Source organism: Aminobacter sp. HY435, from assembly GCF_027568395.1.
Classification (GTDB): Bacteria; Pseudomonadota; Alphaproteobacteria; order Rhizobiales; family Rhizobiaceae; genus Aminobacter.
This window is the reverse complement of record NZ_JANKZL010000004.1, coordinates 21202-37361: the sequence shown is the minus strand read 5'-3', so window position 1 is coordinate 37361 and position 16160 is coordinate 21202. Positions and strand designations below refer to the sequence as shown.

The window sequence follows — 16160 nt, the reverse complement described above, 5'->3', positions numbered from 1 at the left end:
GGAGCCTGCTGATCGCGCCAGCTTTAGCGTTCCTGTTCGTCAGCCTGCCGTGCGGGCGGCGCCGGCCGCGTCACGATGAAGGCAGCCGCGGCCAGCATGGCAGTGGCCTGCACTGTGATCGCCACCAGAGGCACGCCAGCCAGCATCGATAGAGACAGCGCGAAAGCCATCGACAACAGTGCGAGACGTTTCGCGCTGCGCGAGATCGCGCCATAAGCGTGCCAATCCCGGATGGCTCGGCCAACCCGCCGATTTGCCAAGAGCCGCGAGTGGAGTTGCTCTGAGCTTCGTGAGTAGCAGAACGCGGCGAGAACCAGGAATGGGGTGGTCGGAATCAGCGGAAGAAAGATGCCTATCAACCCAGCGAGCAGGGCGACAGTGCCAGCCGCCAGCCATATCAGTTGGCGAATGCGACAAGGGGTCACGAGGGCGAAAACTCCTCCCCGTCAGCGGGCAGGATCGCCAGGCTTCGCATGCACAGCGCGCCTTCCCCCGCTGTAGCAGCCACCTCGTCGAAGAGCAGAGCTAGCTCGGTATAGACGCTCCGGTCCGGCTCTGCCGCGGCCAGTTCATCGACCTCCCGGAGCAAATCGACGATGGCTTCTATCCGCTCGCGGTGCTGCCTTGCTTGCACGAGATGCTCGCGCTGAACGCGCCTTTGCTCGAGCGCCGTAAAGCGCGTCAAGGCGTCATCGAGCCGGGCACGACATTCGCAGTCCAAGTCTACTCCAGCGATGACAGTCTTGATCCGCCGCACCACGGAACCAGAGCCATGGGCGCGGCGATCAAGGCTACTGACTGCGTTGGAACCCATTTGTCAGCCGCCTTCCCGCAATTGTCCGAACTCTACCTGCCGCCTTTGCCTACCGGAGCGGGGCGAGGGAGCACTGCAGCCTGATCCACCGCTTCCTTCAAGCTTGGGTAAATAGCCTGAAGCACTGCGCGGTCGCCGGCCTCTGAAGCACGGTGGAGGATCTCGACCGTACGAACCAGCTTTTCGGACTTATCGTTCGGTCGATCTGCAATTCGGCTGGCCGCAGCCTCCAACTCGTAGCTTGCTTTGTGGATGCTCGCGTAGTCGTCCGTAGCCAGCGCTTGTTCGACCCTGGACAGTGCCCTGCGCATCATGGCGCTTGCTTCTTCCACGGTGCGGGGATTTTGCACTTCATGGTGTTTCGCGGCCTGTCCCGCCGTCGCGGCGGTCGGTAAGCCAACGGCTCCCGTCAAGAATAGAGCGGCGCAGATGCCGCTTCCCAAGGTGAGCTTCCGAACCCAGGCCGTCATCTCTGCTCCTTCGAACGCTACGCGTCGTTAATCAGCAACCGGATGCGACAAGTTGTATCCGGACGGCTGATCTCTACACCTGCGCAGCGCTTTTCCGTTTGCGCTGGCGCAAACACGATGTTGGCGGTTGTGCCGGGGCGTGGTCTGCCGAAGCGCCGTGACCCGGACTAGTCACGCGGCAATATCGCTCACTGCAGCGCAGTTGCGACACGTTGCCGACTGTGAAAAAATCTTCCCAGAAATCGAGGGAATGTCTTGGGCCGAGTCGACCGTTCGCTGATTGCCGGGCTCCCGCTGTTCGCAGGAATTGCGCCAGAAGGACTCGACAGAATATTGGCGGGAGCGCGATCCACGCGATATGCGAAGGATTCGGCTATTTTCGAACAGGAAGAAGAAGCGCACGCGTTCTTCCTCCTGCTGGACGGTCATATCCGGGTTGTGCGAAGCACGCCTGAGGGACAGCAGGTTATCGTTCGGTACATCAGTGCTGGCGAAATATTCGGAATAGCGTCAGCCCTTGGACGCACGACTTACCCGGCCACTGCCTTCGCCGTAGTGGACTGTGTCGCGCTTTCGTGGCCCACCTCTATGTGGTCAGAGCTGTCCGCTCAGTTTCCGAGCTTTGGCGCAAATACATACAAGACAGTCGGCACCCGACTTCAGGACACGCACACGCGCGTCGTCGAAATGGCCACGGAACAAGTCGAACAGCGCGTGGCTCACGCCCTGCTGAGGCTCCTGGACCAGACAGGGAAGAAGACAGACGAAGGAATCCTTATCGACTTTCCGATCTCCCGCCAGGACATAGCGGAGATGACGGGCACGACGCTGCATACCGTGAGCCGGCTGCTAAGCGCGTGGGAAGACAAAGGGCTGATACGGAGCGGACGTCAGAAGGTCACGGTGGTCGACCCGCATAAGCTGATGCTGGTCGCCAATGGTCGGAGCGAACGGAGCTAGCTTGCGTTTCCCTGGCGATCAATTGCAGCCGCCAGCTGATTCAGAAAAGAAGTTTCATCCAACTCGTGTTCTCGACAAGCGTCGGATACGGTATGAAACGGCCCGATAGGGCAGCCGACACACAGCATCCGATTTGCGAGAAACACCCGGATTGTGTCGGGCCAGAGTTTCATCACGTCGTCGACCGAAAGGTCGGGGTCAAGGCGCTTGCTTGAAGCCATCTCATTTTTCCATGCATTTCGTCTTAGCATCGCCGATCCGGCCATGCTTTCGTTGCGCTCCGTCAATCAAAGCGGAAGTTCGGCGCCGGAAAAGCGGGTGACGATTCGTGCATCCTTGCGCCTTCGCAACGACATCGGCCGACGCGTGACTAGGCTGCCAGTCGCTGAACGAGACGGAGAACGACTATGGCGATGGTTCGCTGGGCCCCAGACGGCCCCGAGATCGATGCGACCGTGGCTGCCCGCGGAATGAAACTGGCTGTCGAGTACTTCCTCAGGCAGATCCAGCAAGGAAACATCAGGTGCTTGGTCGAACGGGGAGTTGGCGACGATGAAGGACGGCATCGCCTGTCCTTTAGATATCGCGATCGCGAGCTGCTTCTGATCGTTGCCGATGACGGTCAAGTCCTCAGCGAGGAACTGACCATGGCGCCTCGCAAGTTCGCCTGGAAACAAGCAAGCCGAGTTGGCCAGGAGCTTCCCTGAGCTGGACCGTCGCCGTCGTCATCCTCATCTGGCGCAATCAGTTCGTATCAGAACACCATCGCAGCAACCGCAAGAAGGCTGATAGCCAGCACGGCGAGGCTAGGAACCAGCACTGCGGCTCCTGAAGCCACGGCCAGCGCTGCCACCCAGCCGAACGGCCTGTCACTTGCTCGAGACATCTTCGAAGCCTTTCGTTTCCGTTGCTGAACAAACGCCGTTGGCAGCCGTGGCGTTCCCTTGCCTGGCAGGAACACCCTCGTGGTTTTTGCATGCTTGCTGACCAAGAGGAGCGTCAGCACCTGAACGCAAGACCCGCACCGCGGCCCCATCCAGATCCTCGTACTGGCCACTCCGTAGCGACCATAGGAAGGCTGCCAAGCCCACCAAGCCCATGCCTAGGGCAATTGGAATCAAAAAAGAGAGATAGCTCATGCAGCCTCCGCTGGGACCAGGCGGCGAAAGCCCGCAAAGCGGGTGGATGAAGCCGTTTCGTGCGGAAGCCGCAAGGCATTGGCGACGACCAGGATTGACGACGTCGACATGGCAACAGCCGCTATGAGCGGAGTTATTTGCCCCGACATCGCCAGGGGCAGGGCCAATACGTTGTAGGCCACAGCGAGCGCGAAGTTCTGCCGCACGAGCCTGGCGGCATTGCGGGCGATGCCCATCGCGTGAGGGACACCTTCAAGGCTGTTCCGCAGAAAGACGAGATCGGCAGCGGTACGACCGATGTCCGCCGCCGAAGAGGGCGCCATGGAAACATGTGCTGCTGCCAGTGCCGGAGCGTCATTCAGTCCGTCGCCAACCATCAGAACGCGGCGGCCGGAGGCGGCCAGATCTCTGAGCCGGTTGACCTTGCCCTTAGGCAAGACGCCGTGGCGGACCTCGGAAATTCCAAGCGCATCCGCGACCTTCCGGACAGCGGTCGCAGAGTCCCCCGATAGGACCTCGGTCGCCAATCCCCAGCTTTCCAGCTTTCTGACAGCTTCCACCGCACCGGGACGAAGATTGTGGGCGATCGTGAACGAGCCTGCGAGCGTGCCGTTCTTCGACAGCCAGGTCATGGATTCATGGCTGGCATTGCCTGGCAGGCCCGAAACCCATTCCCGCCTGCCGAGGCGAAAGACACTCCCGCCGATCCGACCTTCAATTCCGTACCCGGGCACCTCGCGAAAATCCGCGACCTCGGGCCCTGTCGACGCGAGAGCGGCGACCGCGCATGAGGCCGGGTGCCTGGACAGGGCTGCGAGTGCGGCAGCGGCCGGCACGTCGTGCAGGGCAGCGGTGTGACGTTCGACGCGCGTGACGCCCGTTGTCAAAGTTCCGGTCTTGTCGAACACGACCGAGTCAGCTTCGGCGAGCCGTTCCAGCGCGCCGCCGTCCTTGAGCGTGACGCCGAGGTCAAACAGCCTGCGGGCGGCCACGACCTGGACCATGGGCACAGCCAAACCCAATGCACATGGGCAGGTGATTATGAGCACCGAAACGGCGGCCGTAACCGATGCATGCCAATCGCCCGTGATTGCGATCCAGGCCGCGCAGGTGGCGAGGGCCAACAAATGGACGACGGGGGAATACAAGGCCGCGGCTCGATCCGCGATGCGGCGATACCGTGCCCGCCCGTCCTCCGCCGCATCCATCAACTTCGCCATGTCGGCGAGGAAGGAATCCTCGGCACGCTTATCGGCACGAACCGTCAGCGCGCCATCGAGGCTGAGCGCGCCAGACAAAACGGCGGTTCCAGGCTGGACACGTGTTGGCGTCGCTTCTCCGCTGACTACCGAAAGGTCAAGGCTGCCGCGCCCGGCCACTATCGTGCCGTCGACCGGAACCCGGTCGCCGGGGCCGACTGGAATCAGGTCGCCCGGCTCGACTTCCATGAGACCGCAGAACTCGCGGCTCCCGTCAGCGCGTATCACAGTCACGCCTCGCGGTATCAAGCGGCTGAGGCCGGAAACTGCCTTCCGTGCCTTGCTCCTCATTGCATGGTCAAGCGTGCGTCCGGCGAGCAGGAAAAAGATAAGGGAAGTCACGGCGTCGAAATATGCGTGCGGCCCTCCGGCGAATGTGTCGTAGAGGCTCAACGCCAGCGTCAGCAGGACCCCCACCGAGATAGGAAGATCCATGCTGCTTGTGCGACGCTGTACCGACTTCCATGCCGAAATGAAGAATATTCGTCCGGAATAGGCGACCGCAGGCACTGCCAGCAGGGCAGAAACCAGATGAAATGCATTTCGAGTCTGCGTGTCCGCACCTGACCATACCGACACTGACAACAGCATGATGTTCATTGCCGCAAAGCCCGCCACTGCGGTGGCGCGCAGCAGTCGCGACATCTCGGGGTCGCGCAGGTCGTCCTCCGCGTCCGCGAGGCTGCAGTCGTATCCGGCGGCAGCCAGGGCTTCGATCACAGGAGGGACACGGTCGCCACGCCACCTCACGGATACGCGGCGGGAGGTAAGGTTGACGCGAGCGGCGAGAACGCCGTCAAGGCCTTGCAGGGCCCCTTCGATTGAGGTGATGCAGGTGCCGCACCTGGCTTGGGGTACCGAAAGGTCAGTCTGAAATATGCCATCTCCCAAATCGCGTCGCGCCAGCAAGATTTCGCCAGCAGTCGCGTTGCCGCAACGCACCAGCTGCAGCGCGGCCTCGGTTCCCTGGGCGCAGCAGCTCACCGTCACGTCTCCGGGAGCGCCACGGCCCTATAGGCGTGCCAGGTGGCGTGGCCGAGCAGAGGGAAAATCACGATCATCCCGGCGAGCCCGGTGGCAACACAGACGGCGAAAAGAACGAGCAGTATTGCAGCCCAGCCCAGCATCGCGGGTAGATTGTTCCAGACCAGTTTCATGCTTGTGCCCATCGCGGTCAGCGCATCGACGCGCCGATCAAGGAGCAATGGCACCGCAAAGACGCTGATGGCATAGGCAAAGGCAGCAAAAAGGCCACCGATGGCTGTCCCCACGACGATCATTGTCCACCCGTAAGCAGTCCCAAAAAGCATGCCTACGATGTGGTCCAGCCCGGGAAATGCCGTAACTCCAAAGAAAAGCGCATAGAGCAGAACCGCGGCACGCATCCAGAGCAGCAGGAGGCAACACAGCAGCAGCCCGGCAAAAAAGACCTGCGCGCCTGCCCTTGGACGCACGAGGAGCATGGACCCGAAGCTGATCTCGCGTCCTTCCTCGATGGCGCGACTTTTCTCGTAGAGGCCGACCGCCAGAAAAGGAGCCACGATCATGAAGCCTGCCAGCGCCGGAAAGAGAATATAGTCCCGGCCGAAAGCTACGAGCGTCCAAACGAAGCAGACCGACAGGACGAAAACACCAATTCCGTATCCCAGGCTAGACGCTGGGCGAGTCCAGAAATCCCGCCAGCCCGCCGAAAGCCACCTGAGGCCGACGAATGGCGACAGCCCGCGATTGAGCCGCGGATCGCGCGTCTCGCCGATGCCAGAGGTCTCGCTGAGCAGCCAGTACGACTTTTCGGTGTCGCTCATCTCTTCGCCTCCTCAACATGCCGACTTGGCGGCGCGGTAGCCGCCTTCGCCAGCGGCCTTAAAGTGCTTGACGCAGTCCGGCTGAGAATCGACTGCCACGTAGATCAGGTGGGCATTGGCTCCGGCGAAAAGCAGCAGCCCCGCCGGGACCAGCATCCAGAGCATGATGCTGCGGTACCGTCTTTTCGACTGTACGGTCATGGCTGTTGCGTCCCCAGGTCATGCACGTAGAGGGCAATCGTGCGGATCTCAGCCTTGGTCAGCCTCTGATCCCAGGTGGGCATATGGCCTTGGCGCCCGCCGTGCACCGACGCAATGATGGTGTCCAGGTCGCCCCCGTAGATCCAGTGCGCATCCGTCAGGTTTGGCGCGCCGACATCCCTGTTTCCCTTCCCGTCTTCCCCGTGGCAGGCAGCGCACGTCGTCAGGAAGACTTCTCGCCCCGCCTGTATCCGTTTGACATTGTCCGCGGTCGAGTAGTCCGGATGGGAAAGCGAATAGACGTAGGCGGCCACGCTCCGCACCTGATCTCGGTCGAGCACCTCGTCCCGCCCAAAGGCTGGCATTTGCCCTACGCGGCTTTCCGGATGCCGGGTATTGATGCCGACGCGCATCGTCTGCTCGATAAGCTGGGGGCCACCGCCCCATAGCCAGTCGTCATCGGTCAGGTCTGGGTAGTTTGCCTGGCCTTTGCCGTCCCGGCCGTGACATGCGGCGCAGTTGTCCCCGAACAGCTGCCGCCCGGTTTGTCGGACCGTCTGCATCAGGGCCTCGTCCGCCAGGATGGCATCGTAAGGTTCCTTCTCGAGGTGTGCCATCCAGTTGGCGCGTTCGAGCTGGCTGTCGACGACACGCGCTTCGACAGTCTGTCTCTGGTCGACCCCCAGGAGGCCTCGTGTATAGGTCGTCCCGAGCGGCCAGGCCGGCACAAGGAACCACCAGGCGATCGCCCACAGGTGCGTCACGATCAGGAACAGCAGCACCCCCCTCGGAACCGGGGTGTCCAGTTCCTTGATGCCGTTCCATTCGTGGCCTGTGGTCTCGCGGCCGCTGACGGGATCGCGTTCGTTCACTTCCATGGCTTGTCGTCCCCGCCGAGGATGCTGTTCTTGGCCTGATTGAAACGCTTCCGGTTCGACGGCCAGAATGTGTAGACCAGCACGCCGACGGCCAGCGCAATCAGGTAGAAAAGGCCCCAGCTCTTGGAAAAGGCGACAACCGAGTTGTGATCCAGGTCCATTGTGAAACCCTCCGCTTTACCCTTCCGGGTCAGGTTTTCCCTCGGGAGCCGCGGTGTTTTTGTATGCGGCTCCGGTCAGCCTTCCGAGGATCTGCAGATACGCCACGAGCGCATCCATCTCGGTGACGTCGGTCGTCACGCCATCAAAAGCACTGACTTGGGTTTCGTCGCCATAACGGGCGATAAGCCCGGCAGCGAAGTCGGTATCCGGCATCGCTTGGCCGTAAGCATCGCGCGCCGCATTCTCCACCATCTCGTCCGTATAGGGAACGCCCAAGGCCTTCTGCGCCGCGAGGTGAAGCGGCAGGTCCTCCATCTTGAGGGAGGTACGCGCGAGCCAGCGATAAGCAGGCATGTTGGATTCTGGAACGACGTCGCGTGGGTTGGTCAGGTGCGCGACATGCCAGAAGTCGGAATACTTGCCGCCGACGCGAGCAAGGTCTGGCCCGGTCCGCTTGGATCCCCAGAGCATCGGGCGGTCGTACTTCGACTCGACGGCAAGAGAATACGGGCCGTAGCGCTCCACCTCGTCGCGCAGCGTGCGGATCATCTGGCTGTGGCAGGCATAACAGCCCTCGCGCACGTAGATGTTGCGCCCGGCAAGTTCGAGCGGAGTGTACATCCGCATATCCGGGGCTTCTTCGACAGTCTCGTCGATAGTGAAGAGCGGGGCGATCTCGACGATGCCGCCCACGCTCGCGGCCGCGATGATTGCGATCACGAAACCAATCGCTGAACGCTCGAGTTTGCGGTGAAAAATCTCAGGCATCCATCATTCTCCCGCCACGGCAGGAGCGATCGGGACGTCCGCATGGAGCGGGGCCGCCAACGGCGCAGACCGAACCGTCATCCAGATGTTGTAGCAGCCGACTGCCGCACCGATCAAGAAAAGCAGCCCTCCAAAGGCGCGCGCGATGTAATATGGGTACATCGCCACCAGTGAATCGACGAATGAATAGGCGAGGGCGCCTTCTTCCGTATAGGTCCGCCACATCAGTCCCTGGATGATGCCCGAGTTCCACATCGCGAAGACGTAGATCAGCGTCCCGGCAATCGCGAGCCAAAAATGCACTTCCACGAGGGCCGCTGAGTACATCCGCTCGCGTTTCCAGAGGCTTGGCACCAGAGTGTAGATCGATCCGAAAGTGATCAGCGCCACCCAGCCCAGCGCCCCGGCGTGGACATGCCCGACCGTCCAATCCGTATAGTGGGACAGCGAATTCACGGGCCGGATAGCAAGGAACGAGCCTTCGAAAGTCGATATGCCGTAAAACACGGCGGCAGCCATCATGAATCGTAAGGTCGCATCGTCCCGCACCCGGTGCCACGCGCCGTTCAGGGTAAGCAAGGCATTTCCCGCGGAGGCCCAGGACGGAACCAGCAGCATCACCGAGAAGGTCATGCCAAGCGTCTGAACCCAATGCGGCAGCGCGGTGTAGTGGAGGTGGTGCGAACCCACCCACATGTAAAAGAAGGTGATGCCCCAGAAGCTCAGAATCGAAAGGCGGTAGGAGAAGATCGGCCGCTGGGCCCTCACGGGGAGATAGTAATACAGCATTCCAAGGAAGCCGGCCGTGAGGAAGAAGGCAACCGCGTTGTGCCCGTACCACCACTGCACCATCGCATCCTGGACGCCAGGCCAGACCGTGTAGCTCTTGGCATGTCCCCACGAGATGGGGAGCGCCAAGTTGTTGACGATGTGGAGAATTGCGACGACGAGAATGAACGCCATGAAGTACCAGTTGGCCACGTAGATGTGCGGTTCCTTCCGGCGAGCGATCGTTCTCAGATAGAGGACGAAGTACGTCACCCAGACAACCACCAGCCAGAAATCGGCGTACCACTCAGCCTCGGCGTATTCCTTGGATTGCGTCACCCCAATCAGATAGCCCGATACGGCAAGCACGCAGAATAAGTTGTAACCGAGGAGCACAAACCAAGGGCTGAGTTGTCCGGCGAGGCGCGCGCGCGAAGTTCGCTGCACCACATGAAAGGAAGTGGCGATCAAGGCATTGCCGCCAAAACCAAAGATCACTCCCGTGGTGTGGGTCGGGCGGAGGCGGCCGAAACTCGACCAGCCAGCATCGAAGGCAAGGTCGGGCCATGCCAGTTGCGCGGCGACCCAGACGCCCATGAACATCCCGAACACTGCCCAAGCCATCGAGAGGACAATGCCGACCTTGATCGGGTCGTCGTAATAGGATGTTTCCCGGTCTTCCGTCGGTTCGGGCTGGTACAGGCCAGACAGCACATAAAACAGGACGGCGCCTGCAAACAGCATGACCATGACGCCGTGGACGCCGAGCACATCCGCGCGACCGACCACAGCCATCGCCAACCCGACGATCGCCACCGCAATCGCTATCACGGCGGCGTTCTGACGTTCCGAAGACGTAAGTTGCCGGATCATCGTCTTTCCTCCTCCGCGGATTCGACGTGGCCCAGTTTCAAGTATTTCCGTCAGATATCAAGCAGTTCCGCTACCGACATAGCGCGCTGGCCGCAGACGCATCCGCTGGACAGTGCTCAACAGAACTCGAAGGAGCTCTGACGTGGCGGTCAGCCGCCCAGGTTCTGTGCCGAAGTCCCACCGCAGTTGGCGTGGCCGGCTTAGCTAAAGCCGACCCGCACTCGCTTCGTGCGCGCAATGCCTAATGCCGCGCCCACCTGTCGCGCGGCTCTGGCTGCTTCATGCTTCGCTTTCGCAAAGCCCCGAAGCTTTGCCGGTCGCGGGATTCGCTCGCGGTGTATCAGGGCCTCGAAGCGAGGTTGATCGACGAACTGATCTTGCATCGCCAGCGATGGAAAAAGCTTGAGAATGGTGAGGTCAGGCCGGCCGCCGTTAAACAGTATCTGATCGAATTCTCGGTCGATGCTGACCATGTCCCGGTGCAGTTGCCGGGCGCACTCTTTCGAGATGATGTATGCCTCGGCGCTCGCGTTGTCGCTCACAGGCCGGAACAGGCGTCTGCCAAGCGCCGCAATGGGCTTCCCGGTGACCTCACAGAGTCGTGTTGCGCAGCCGAGATGTACCAGGTCCGTTCCAGTCGGAATCCAGCAAGCGTCCTGAAGAAACTTCGGCAGTTCCGGGCTGAGATGGATGTCGTCTTCAAAGATCGCGACATAAGGATCATCGCCGGTAGCGGCAAGCTCCCAAGCCGATCGATGGCTTAGAAAGCAGCCCAGTGCACTCGGAGAAACAGGGTGTGTCGAACCGAGTTGAGCCCCGTCGACGGCAGGCAGGCGTTCCAGGGGGGTACCCAATGACTTTGCCTGCCCCTCCATCCATTCGCGGCGATCACGGGATCGCTCCAAGTTCAGGTAAATCGACCGCATCGACAATGCCTCATGAATTCAGTGACCTAAAGGACAACTCAAGTTCAGTTCTAGGCTGCGATGGAGCGTTTACGTCTGAGATAGTTGCGAATGTCGAGCCAGTGCTCGCGGTCCCACGTTGTTTATTTCTGACATTGTTGTCCCCAGCCGAAGAATCCCCGAACCTGAATACATGGGGACGGCGATTTTTACTACTGTTGCCTAATTCGATTGCATACCTCTCCGCACACGGCGGGCATGCACGCGCTTGAACGCCGGTCATTTCGCGCCCTCACGTCTACTGGCCCAAGCCAAGCCGTTTGTCGGGTCGCTTCAAGCGCGCCTTGGTCTGGCTCTGGCGCAATCCAGCCAGGCTACGGACCGCTATGCACGGGCCTAGGCTGCCAGCTGGACCGGTGCCGAATTGTTCCCAGGCCGGGATGGAAAAAGCAGGATAGGCGGCCTCGCCAGGCGATGCCGGGGACATTTTTCGCGGGCGCGATGTCGATATTCTCGTTTGGCGGCCCTACGATGCCGGCTGAAAGGCAACCGGACAGAGATTCGCCGGGACGGAAAGAGCGACTGATGGATGTAGCGATCTATGTGGCGATTGCCGAGAACGGGGTGATCGGGCGCGACAACGGCCTGCCGTGGAAACTGTCGAGCGACCTGAAGCGCTTCAAGGCCGACACCATGGGAAAGCCGATCGTCATGGGGCGCAAGACTTATGAGAGCATCGGCAAGCCTCTGCCCGGGCGGCTGAACATCGTCGTCAGCCGGGACCCTGCCTATCGAATCGACGGCGCGGAGACGGTGCAATCGGTCGAGGACGCCATCACGCTCGCCACCGCCAAAGCGCGCTGCATGCCGGGAGCGGATGACATCTGCGTGATCGGAGGCGGCGAAATCTATCGGCAGGCGTTGCCGCTGGCCGACCGCCTGCATGTCACGCATGTACTGGCCGCCGTCGAAGGGGATACCCGCTTTCCGACGATTGATCCCGAAACATGGGCGGTAAAGACTTCGCAGGACTTTGGCGCAGGCGACAAGGACAGTCATCCGACCCGCTACACGGTCTATGAAAGACGCCACGCTACCGGGTGATACCGTATCTCATACATATGTCGTGAAAACGAAGGCTGCGCGCAGGCATCGCGTTGAAAGCGCGTGATTGCATCCCTATAGAAGGTGTCAGTAAATAAGCTGCGATCTCAGGCGCGGACTTATTGTTTGAATCTGAAAGGACATTCATGCCCTGGAACAATCAGAGTGGAGGCGGCGGCGGTGGCCCTTGGGGCGGCGGCAGCGGTGGTGGCGGCGGCGGCGGCCCCTGGGGGCAAGGCCCGCGCCCGAGCGGCCCGCAAGGCTCGCCACCCGATCTCGAAGACATCATCCGCAAGGGCCAGGACAGGCTGAAGCGCGCGCTGCCCGGTGGCGGCGGCTCGAGCGCTGCCCTGTTCGGCCTGGTGGCCGTGGGTCTTGTCGCCCTGTGGGCATATCAGGCGGTCTACACCGTGCAGCCTGACGAACTCGCTGTCGAACTGCGCTTCGGCAAGCCGAAGGAAGAGCTCTCGCAGCCCGGCCTGCATTTCCATTGGTGGCCGATGGAAACCGTCGAAAAGGTCAACACGGCTGAAAAGCTGGTCAATATCGGCGAAGTGCGCGGCAGCACGTCGTCCGGCCTGATGCTTTCGGGCGACCAGAACATCGTCGACGTCAAGTTCTCCGTCGCCTACCAGGTTTCGGATCCGCGGGCCTACCTGTTCAACGTGTCCGAACCCGACATCATGGTGCGGCAGATCGCCGAAAGCGCGATGCGCGAAGTGGTCGGCCGCCGTCCGGCGCAGGACATCTTCCGCGACGACCGCCAAGGCATCGCCACAGGCGTGCGCGACATCATCCAGCAGACGCTTGACGACTATGGTTCGGGCCTGTCGGTCAACGCGATCTCGATCGAAGACGCGGCGCCGCCGCGCGAAGTCGCCGACGCCTTTGACGAGGTGCAGCGCGCCGAGCAGGACGAGGACCGCTTCGTCGAGGAGTCGAACCAGTACTCCAACCAGAAGCTCGGCCAGGCACGAGGCGAGGCGGCCCAGGTCCGCGAAGACGCGGCCGCCTACAAGAACCGTGTCGTGCAGGAGGCCGAAGGTGAGGCCCAGCGCTTCAAGTCGGTCTATGAGGAATATGCCAAGGCGCCGGACGTGACGCGCAAGCGCCTCTATCTCGAAACGATGGAAAAGTTGCTCAAGGGCTCGAACAAGGTGATCGTCGACCAGGGCAGCGGGCAGGGCGTCGTGCCCTATCTGCCGCTGCCGGAACTGCAGAAGCGCGCGCCCGCGACGGGAGGCAACTGATGTCCAATCGTCTTCCCATCATCGGCGTTTTCGCCGCAATCATCCTGTTCTTGATCTGGTCGTCGATCTTCGTGGTCAACGAGCGCCAGCAGGCCATCGTCCTGCGCTTCGGCGAGATCGTCGACGTCAAGACCGAGCCGGGCATCTACTTCAAGGCGCCGTTCTCGATGTTCGAGGCCGACAACGTGCAGGTCATCGAAGACCGCGTCCTGCGTCTCGACCTCGATGACATCCGCGTCCAGGTCTCGGGCGGCAAGTTCTACGACGTCGATGCGTTCATCGCCTATCGCATCAACGATCCGCGCAAGTTCCGCCAGACGGTGTCGGGCTCGGTCGAACTGGCCGAACAGCGGCTGCGCACCCGCTTCGACGCAGCCCTGCGCCGCGTCTATGGTGTCCGTGGCTTCGAATCGGCGCTGTCGGAAGAGCGTGCGGCAATGATGCGCGAGGTGCGTGACCAGCTGCAGCCCGACGCCAACGCGCTTGGCCTGCAGATCGAGGACGTGCGCATTCGCCGTACCGACCTGACCGCCGAGGTGTCGCAGCAGACCTATGACCGCATGAAGGCCGAGCGTCTGGCCGAAGCCGAAAGGCTGAGGGCACGCGGACGGGAAGCTGCGCAGCGAATCCGCGCCCGCGCCGACCGCGAGGTCGTCGAGACGGTCGCCGAAGCCCAGAAGGAATCGGAAATCCTGCGCGGTGAGGGCGAAGCCCAGCGTAACGCCGTGTTCGCCGAGGCCTTCGAGCGCGATCCGGAGTTCTTCGAGTTCTACCGTTCGATGAAAGCCTATGTGACTTCGCTCGACCCCGAGGGAACCACCATGGTGCTGTCGCCGGATGCGGAGTTCTTCCGCTACTTCCGCGGCCCTGATGGCGCTGCCGCGCCGACAACCAACGCAACGCCGGCGCCGGCCGCCGGCGCGGCAACCAGCAACTAATCAAGCTGGTGCGGGACTTTATCGTCGCCATGGGCCTCGTCCTCGTCATCGAGGGCCTGGTCTATGGCGGCTTTCCCGGTCCGATGAAGCGGCTTGCCGCGCAGATGGCCGATATCCCTGAAAATGCATTGAGAATATTCGGGCTGGCGGCGCTCGCCCTCGGTGTCGGCGTGGTGTGGCTGATCCGGGGATAACGGATGATTTATTCCGTTCCGATAGCAATAGCCGCAAACAGGCCTTATTTCTTTTCATCATGACGCGGCGCGCCCGGACGGCTTGGCGCGTTCAACGTATGACAGCCCCGGGAGGCTACCAGATGAATTCCACGTCCCTTTTGCGCGCCATGCGAAAGGCGTCTCTGGCCGCCACCACAGCCCTGCTGATCGGCGCCGTGGCGGTGCCGAGCTTCGTCACGCCGGCGCTGGCGAACGGCCCTGAATCGGTGGCCGACCTGGCCGAGGGCCTGCTGGGCGCGGTGGTCAACATTTCCACCACGCAGAACGTCAAGGGCGGCGAAAACGGCGAAGGCGGCGAGAATGCCGTGCCGATGCCGCAACTGCCGGAAGGCTCTCCCTTCCAGGACTTCTTCGACGACTTCTTCAAGGACCGCGAAGGCCAGGGCGGAAGCGGCTCGCAGAAGGTGCAGTCGCTGGGCTCGGGCTTCGTGATCGACGCCGAACAGGGCATCGTCGTCACCAACAACCACGTCATCGCCGACGCCGACGAGATCGAGGTCAACTTCTCCGACGGCTCGAAGCTCAAGGCCGAGCTGGTCGGCACCGACACCAAGACCGACATCGCGGTGCTGAAGATCGATCCGAAGGTCAAGCCGCTGACGGCGGTGAAGTTCGGCGATTCCAACAAGATGCGCATCGGCGACTGGGTGATGGCCATTGGCAATCCCTTCGGCCTCGGCGGCACCGTGACCGTGGGCATCATCTCGGCGCGCAACCGCGACATCAATTCGGGCCCGTATGACGACTTCATCCAGACCGACGCCGCAATCAACCGCGGCAATTCGGGCGGACCGCTGTTCAACATGGACGGCGAGGTCATCGGCATCAACACCGCGATCATCTCGCCGTCAGGCGGTTCGATCGGCATCGGCTTCTCCATCCCCGCCGAGATCGCCTCGGGCGTGGTCGATCAGTTGCGTGAGTTCGGCGAGACCCGTCGTGGCTGGCTCGGCGTACGCATCCAGCCGGTGACGGAAGACATTGCGGAAAGCCTTGGCATGAAGACCGCCAAGGGCGCGCTGGTCGCCGGCATCATCAAGGGCGGACCGGTCGACAACGGCGTCATCCAGCCGGGCGACGTGATCATCAAGTTCGACGGCAAGGATGTCATCGAAATGCGCGACCTGCCGCGCGTGGTGGCGGAAAGCCCGGTCGGCAAGGCCGTCGACGTGATCATCGTGCGCAAGGGCGTCGAGCAGACGGTCAAGGTGACGCTCGGCAGGCTCGAAGACGGCGAGAAACTGGCCGAAGGCGAAGCGGCAACGCCGGAAGAGGGCGCCGACAAGGGCGCGGAGGTCGCCTCGGCCGCCGTGCTGGGCATGACCATCGGCGAACTCAACGATGCAAACCGTGGCAAGTTCGGTATCGCTGCCGACGTCTCGGGTGTCGTGGTGACGGCCGTCGCCAAGGATTCGGCCGCGGCCGAACGCGGCATCGTCGCCGGCGAGGTGATCACCGAGATTGCCCAGGAATCGGTGTCGACGCCGAAGGACGTGACCGACCGGATCGCCGCGCTCAAGGAACAGGGGCGCAAGAACGCGCTTCTGATGCTGGCGTCAAAGACCGGTGAACTGCGGTTCGTGACGATCCGCATGGATTGAGCGGGGCCGCATGGATTGAGCCGGCGGCA

General features: G+C 62.0%; 19 protein-coding genes and 1 pseudogene. 7 read left to right on the top strand and 13 right to left on the bottom strand.

Going from position 1 to position 16160, the window contains the following annotated elements; genetic code table 11:
* Window positions 1-23: 23 nt before the first annotated feature.
* Genes PCJ21_RS05190 through PCJ21_RS05180 form a run of 3 tightly spaced genes read right to left on the bottom strand, consistent with a single transcriptional unit; the run spans window position 24 to window position 1284 of the window.
* Window positions 24-425, bottom strand: coding sequence for a YbaN family protein (locus PCJ21_RS05190; protein ID WP_269930318.1), 402 nt, complete (start codon window positions 423-425; stop codon window positions 24-26).
* Window positions 422-814, bottom strand: coding sequence for a hypothetical protein (locus PCJ21_RS05185; protein ID WP_269930317.1), 393 nt, complete (start codon window positions 812-814; stop codon window positions 422-424). The genes PCJ21_RS05190 and PCJ21_RS05185 overlap by 4 nt, the downstream gene beginning before the upstream one ends.
* A 32-nt stretch (window positions 815-846) precedes the next feature.
* Window positions 847-1284, bottom strand: a complete 438-nt coding sequence (locus PCJ21_RS05180; RefSeq protein WP_269930316.1) for a DUF6746 family protein — start codon at window positions 1282-1284, stop codon at window positions 847-849.
* A 255-nt stretch (window positions 1285-1539) separates the two neighbouring features.
* Here PCJ21_RS05180 and PCJ21_RS05175 point away from each other — a divergent pair, with 255 nt between their 5' ends.
* The gene (locus PCJ21_RS05175; RefSeq protein WP_269930315.1) at window positions 1540-2244 is read left to right on the top strand and encodes a Crp/Fnr family transcriptional regulator; all 705 of its coding nucleotides are present in this window, start codon (window positions 1540-1542) and stop codon (window positions 2242-2244) included.
* Here the strand turns inward: PCJ21_RS05175 and PCJ21_RS05170 are convergent.
* Window positions 2241-2465, bottom strand: coding sequence for a DUF1858 domain-containing protein (locus PCJ21_RS05170; RefSeq protein ID WP_269930314.1), 225 nt, complete (start codon window positions 2463-2465; stop codon window positions 2241-2243). The genes PCJ21_RS05175 and PCJ21_RS05170 overlap by 4 nt on opposite strands.
* Window positions 2466-2651: 186 nt before the next feature.
* On the opposite strand from PCJ21_RS05170, the gene PCJ21_RS05165 reads away from it, so the two are divergent.
* Window positions 2652-2951 (top strand): DUF6522 family protein, encoded by a 300-nt coding sequence (locus tag PCJ21_RS05165; protein ID WP_269930313.1) that lies wholly within the window; start codon window positions 2652-2654, stop codon window positions 2949-2951.
* Between the two features lie 279 nt (window positions 2952-3230).
* Here the strand turns inward: PCJ21_RS05165 and ccoS are convergent.
* From ccoS to PCJ21_RS05120, 9 genes and pseudogenes are all read right to left on the bottom strand, one after another.
* Window positions 3231-3383, bottom strand: a pseudogene (gene ccoS / locus PCJ21_RS22080) (cbb3-type cytochrome oxidase assembly protein CcoS); the annotation flags it as partial.
* Entirely contained in the window at window positions 3380-5584 is a 2205-nt protein-coding gene (locus PCJ21_RS05155) for a heavy metal translocating P-type ATPase (RefSeq protein WP_269930687.1), read from the bottom strand. The pseudogene ccoS and the gene PCJ21_RS05155, both read right to left, overlap by 4 nt.
* 44 nt (window positions 5585-5628) lie before the next feature.
* Window positions 5629-6447 carry a DUF2189 domain-containing protein gene (locus tag PCJ21_RS05150; RefSeq protein ID WP_269930311.1) on the bottom strand — a complete coding sequence of 273 codons (819 nt, stop codon included), beginning with the start codon at window positions 6445-6447 and terminating at the stop codon, window positions 5629-5631.
* Between the two features lie 12 nt (window positions 6448-6459).
* Window positions 6460-6648: a hypothetical protein gene (locus PCJ21_RS05145; RefSeq protein WP_067964861.1), complete on the bottom strand. Its 189-nt coding sequence runs from the start codon at window positions 6646-6648 to the stop codon at window positions 6460-6462.
* A complete protein-coding gene (gene ccoP / locus PCJ21_RS05140; RefSeq protein WP_269930310.1) occupies window positions 6645-7526 on the bottom strand; it encodes a cytochrome-c oxidase, cbb3-type subunit III in 882 nt (293 codons plus the stop codon). The genes PCJ21_RS05145 and ccoP overlap by 4 nt, the downstream gene beginning before the upstream one ends.
* On the bottom strand, window positions 7517-7687 hold the full coding sequence (locus PCJ21_RS05135) for a cbb3-type cytochrome c oxidase subunit 3 (protein WP_269930309.1): 171 nt from the start codon (window positions 7685-7687) through the stop codon (window positions 7517-7519). The genes ccoP and PCJ21_RS05135 overlap by 10 nt, the downstream gene beginning before the upstream one ends.
* 16 nt (window positions 7688-7703) lie before the next feature.
* Entirely contained in the window at window positions 7704-8456 is a 753-nt protein-coding gene (gene ccoO / locus PCJ21_RS05130) for a cytochrome-c oxidase, cbb3-type subunit II (protein ID WP_269930308.1), read from the bottom strand.
* A gap of 3 nt (window positions 8457-8459) precedes the next feature.
* Window positions 8460-10094, bottom strand: a complete 1635-nt coding sequence (gene ccoN, locus PCJ21_RS05125) for a cytochrome-c oxidase, cbb3-type subunit I (RefSeq protein ID WP_269930686.1) — start codon at window positions 10092-10094, stop codon at window positions 8460-8462.
* A gap of 203 nt (window positions 10095-10297) precedes the next feature.
* Window positions 10298-11023, bottom strand: a complete 726-nt coding sequence (locus PCJ21_RS05120; protein WP_269930307.1) for a glycosyltransferase family 25 protein — start codon at window positions 11021-11023, stop codon at window positions 10298-10300.
* A gap of 564 nt (window positions 11024-11587) precedes the next feature.
* Between PCJ21_RS05120 and PCJ21_RS05115 the strand changes: the two genes are divergently transcribed.
* From PCJ21_RS05115 to PCJ21_RS05095, 5 genes are all read left to right on the top strand, one after another.
* Window positions 11588-12106: a dihydrofolate reductase gene (locus tag PCJ21_RS05115; RefSeq protein WP_269930685.1), complete on the top strand. Its 519-nt coding sequence runs from the start codon at window positions 11588-11590 to the stop codon at window positions 12104-12106.
* Window positions 12107-12252: 146 nt separating this feature from the next.
* On the top strand, window positions 12253-13356 hold the full coding sequence (gene hflK, locus PCJ21_RS05110; RefSeq protein ID WP_269930306.1) for an FtsH protease activity modulator HflK: 1104 nt from the start codon (window positions 12253-12255) through the stop codon (window positions 13354-13356).
* On the top strand, window positions 13356-14294 hold the full coding sequence (hflC, locus tag PCJ21_RS05105; protein ID WP_269930305.1) for a protease modulator HflC: 939 nt from the start codon (window positions 13356-13358) through the stop codon (window positions 14292-14294). The genes hflK and hflC overlap by 1 nt, the downstream gene beginning before the upstream one ends.
* 8 nt (window positions 14295-14302) lie before the next feature.
* Window positions 14303-14488 carry a DUF2065 domain-containing protein gene (locus tag PCJ21_RS05100; RefSeq protein ID WP_269930304.1) on the top strand — a complete coding sequence of 62 codons (186 nt, stop codon included), beginning with the start codon at window positions 14303-14305 and terminating at the stop codon, window positions 14486-14488.
* Window positions 14489-14610: 122 nt separating this feature from the next.
* A complete protein-coding gene (locus PCJ21_RS05095; protein ID WP_269930303.1) occupies window positions 14611-16131 on the top strand; it encodes a DegQ family serine endoprotease in 1521 nt (506 codons plus the stop codon).
* Window positions 16132-16160: the final 29 nt, after the last annotated feature.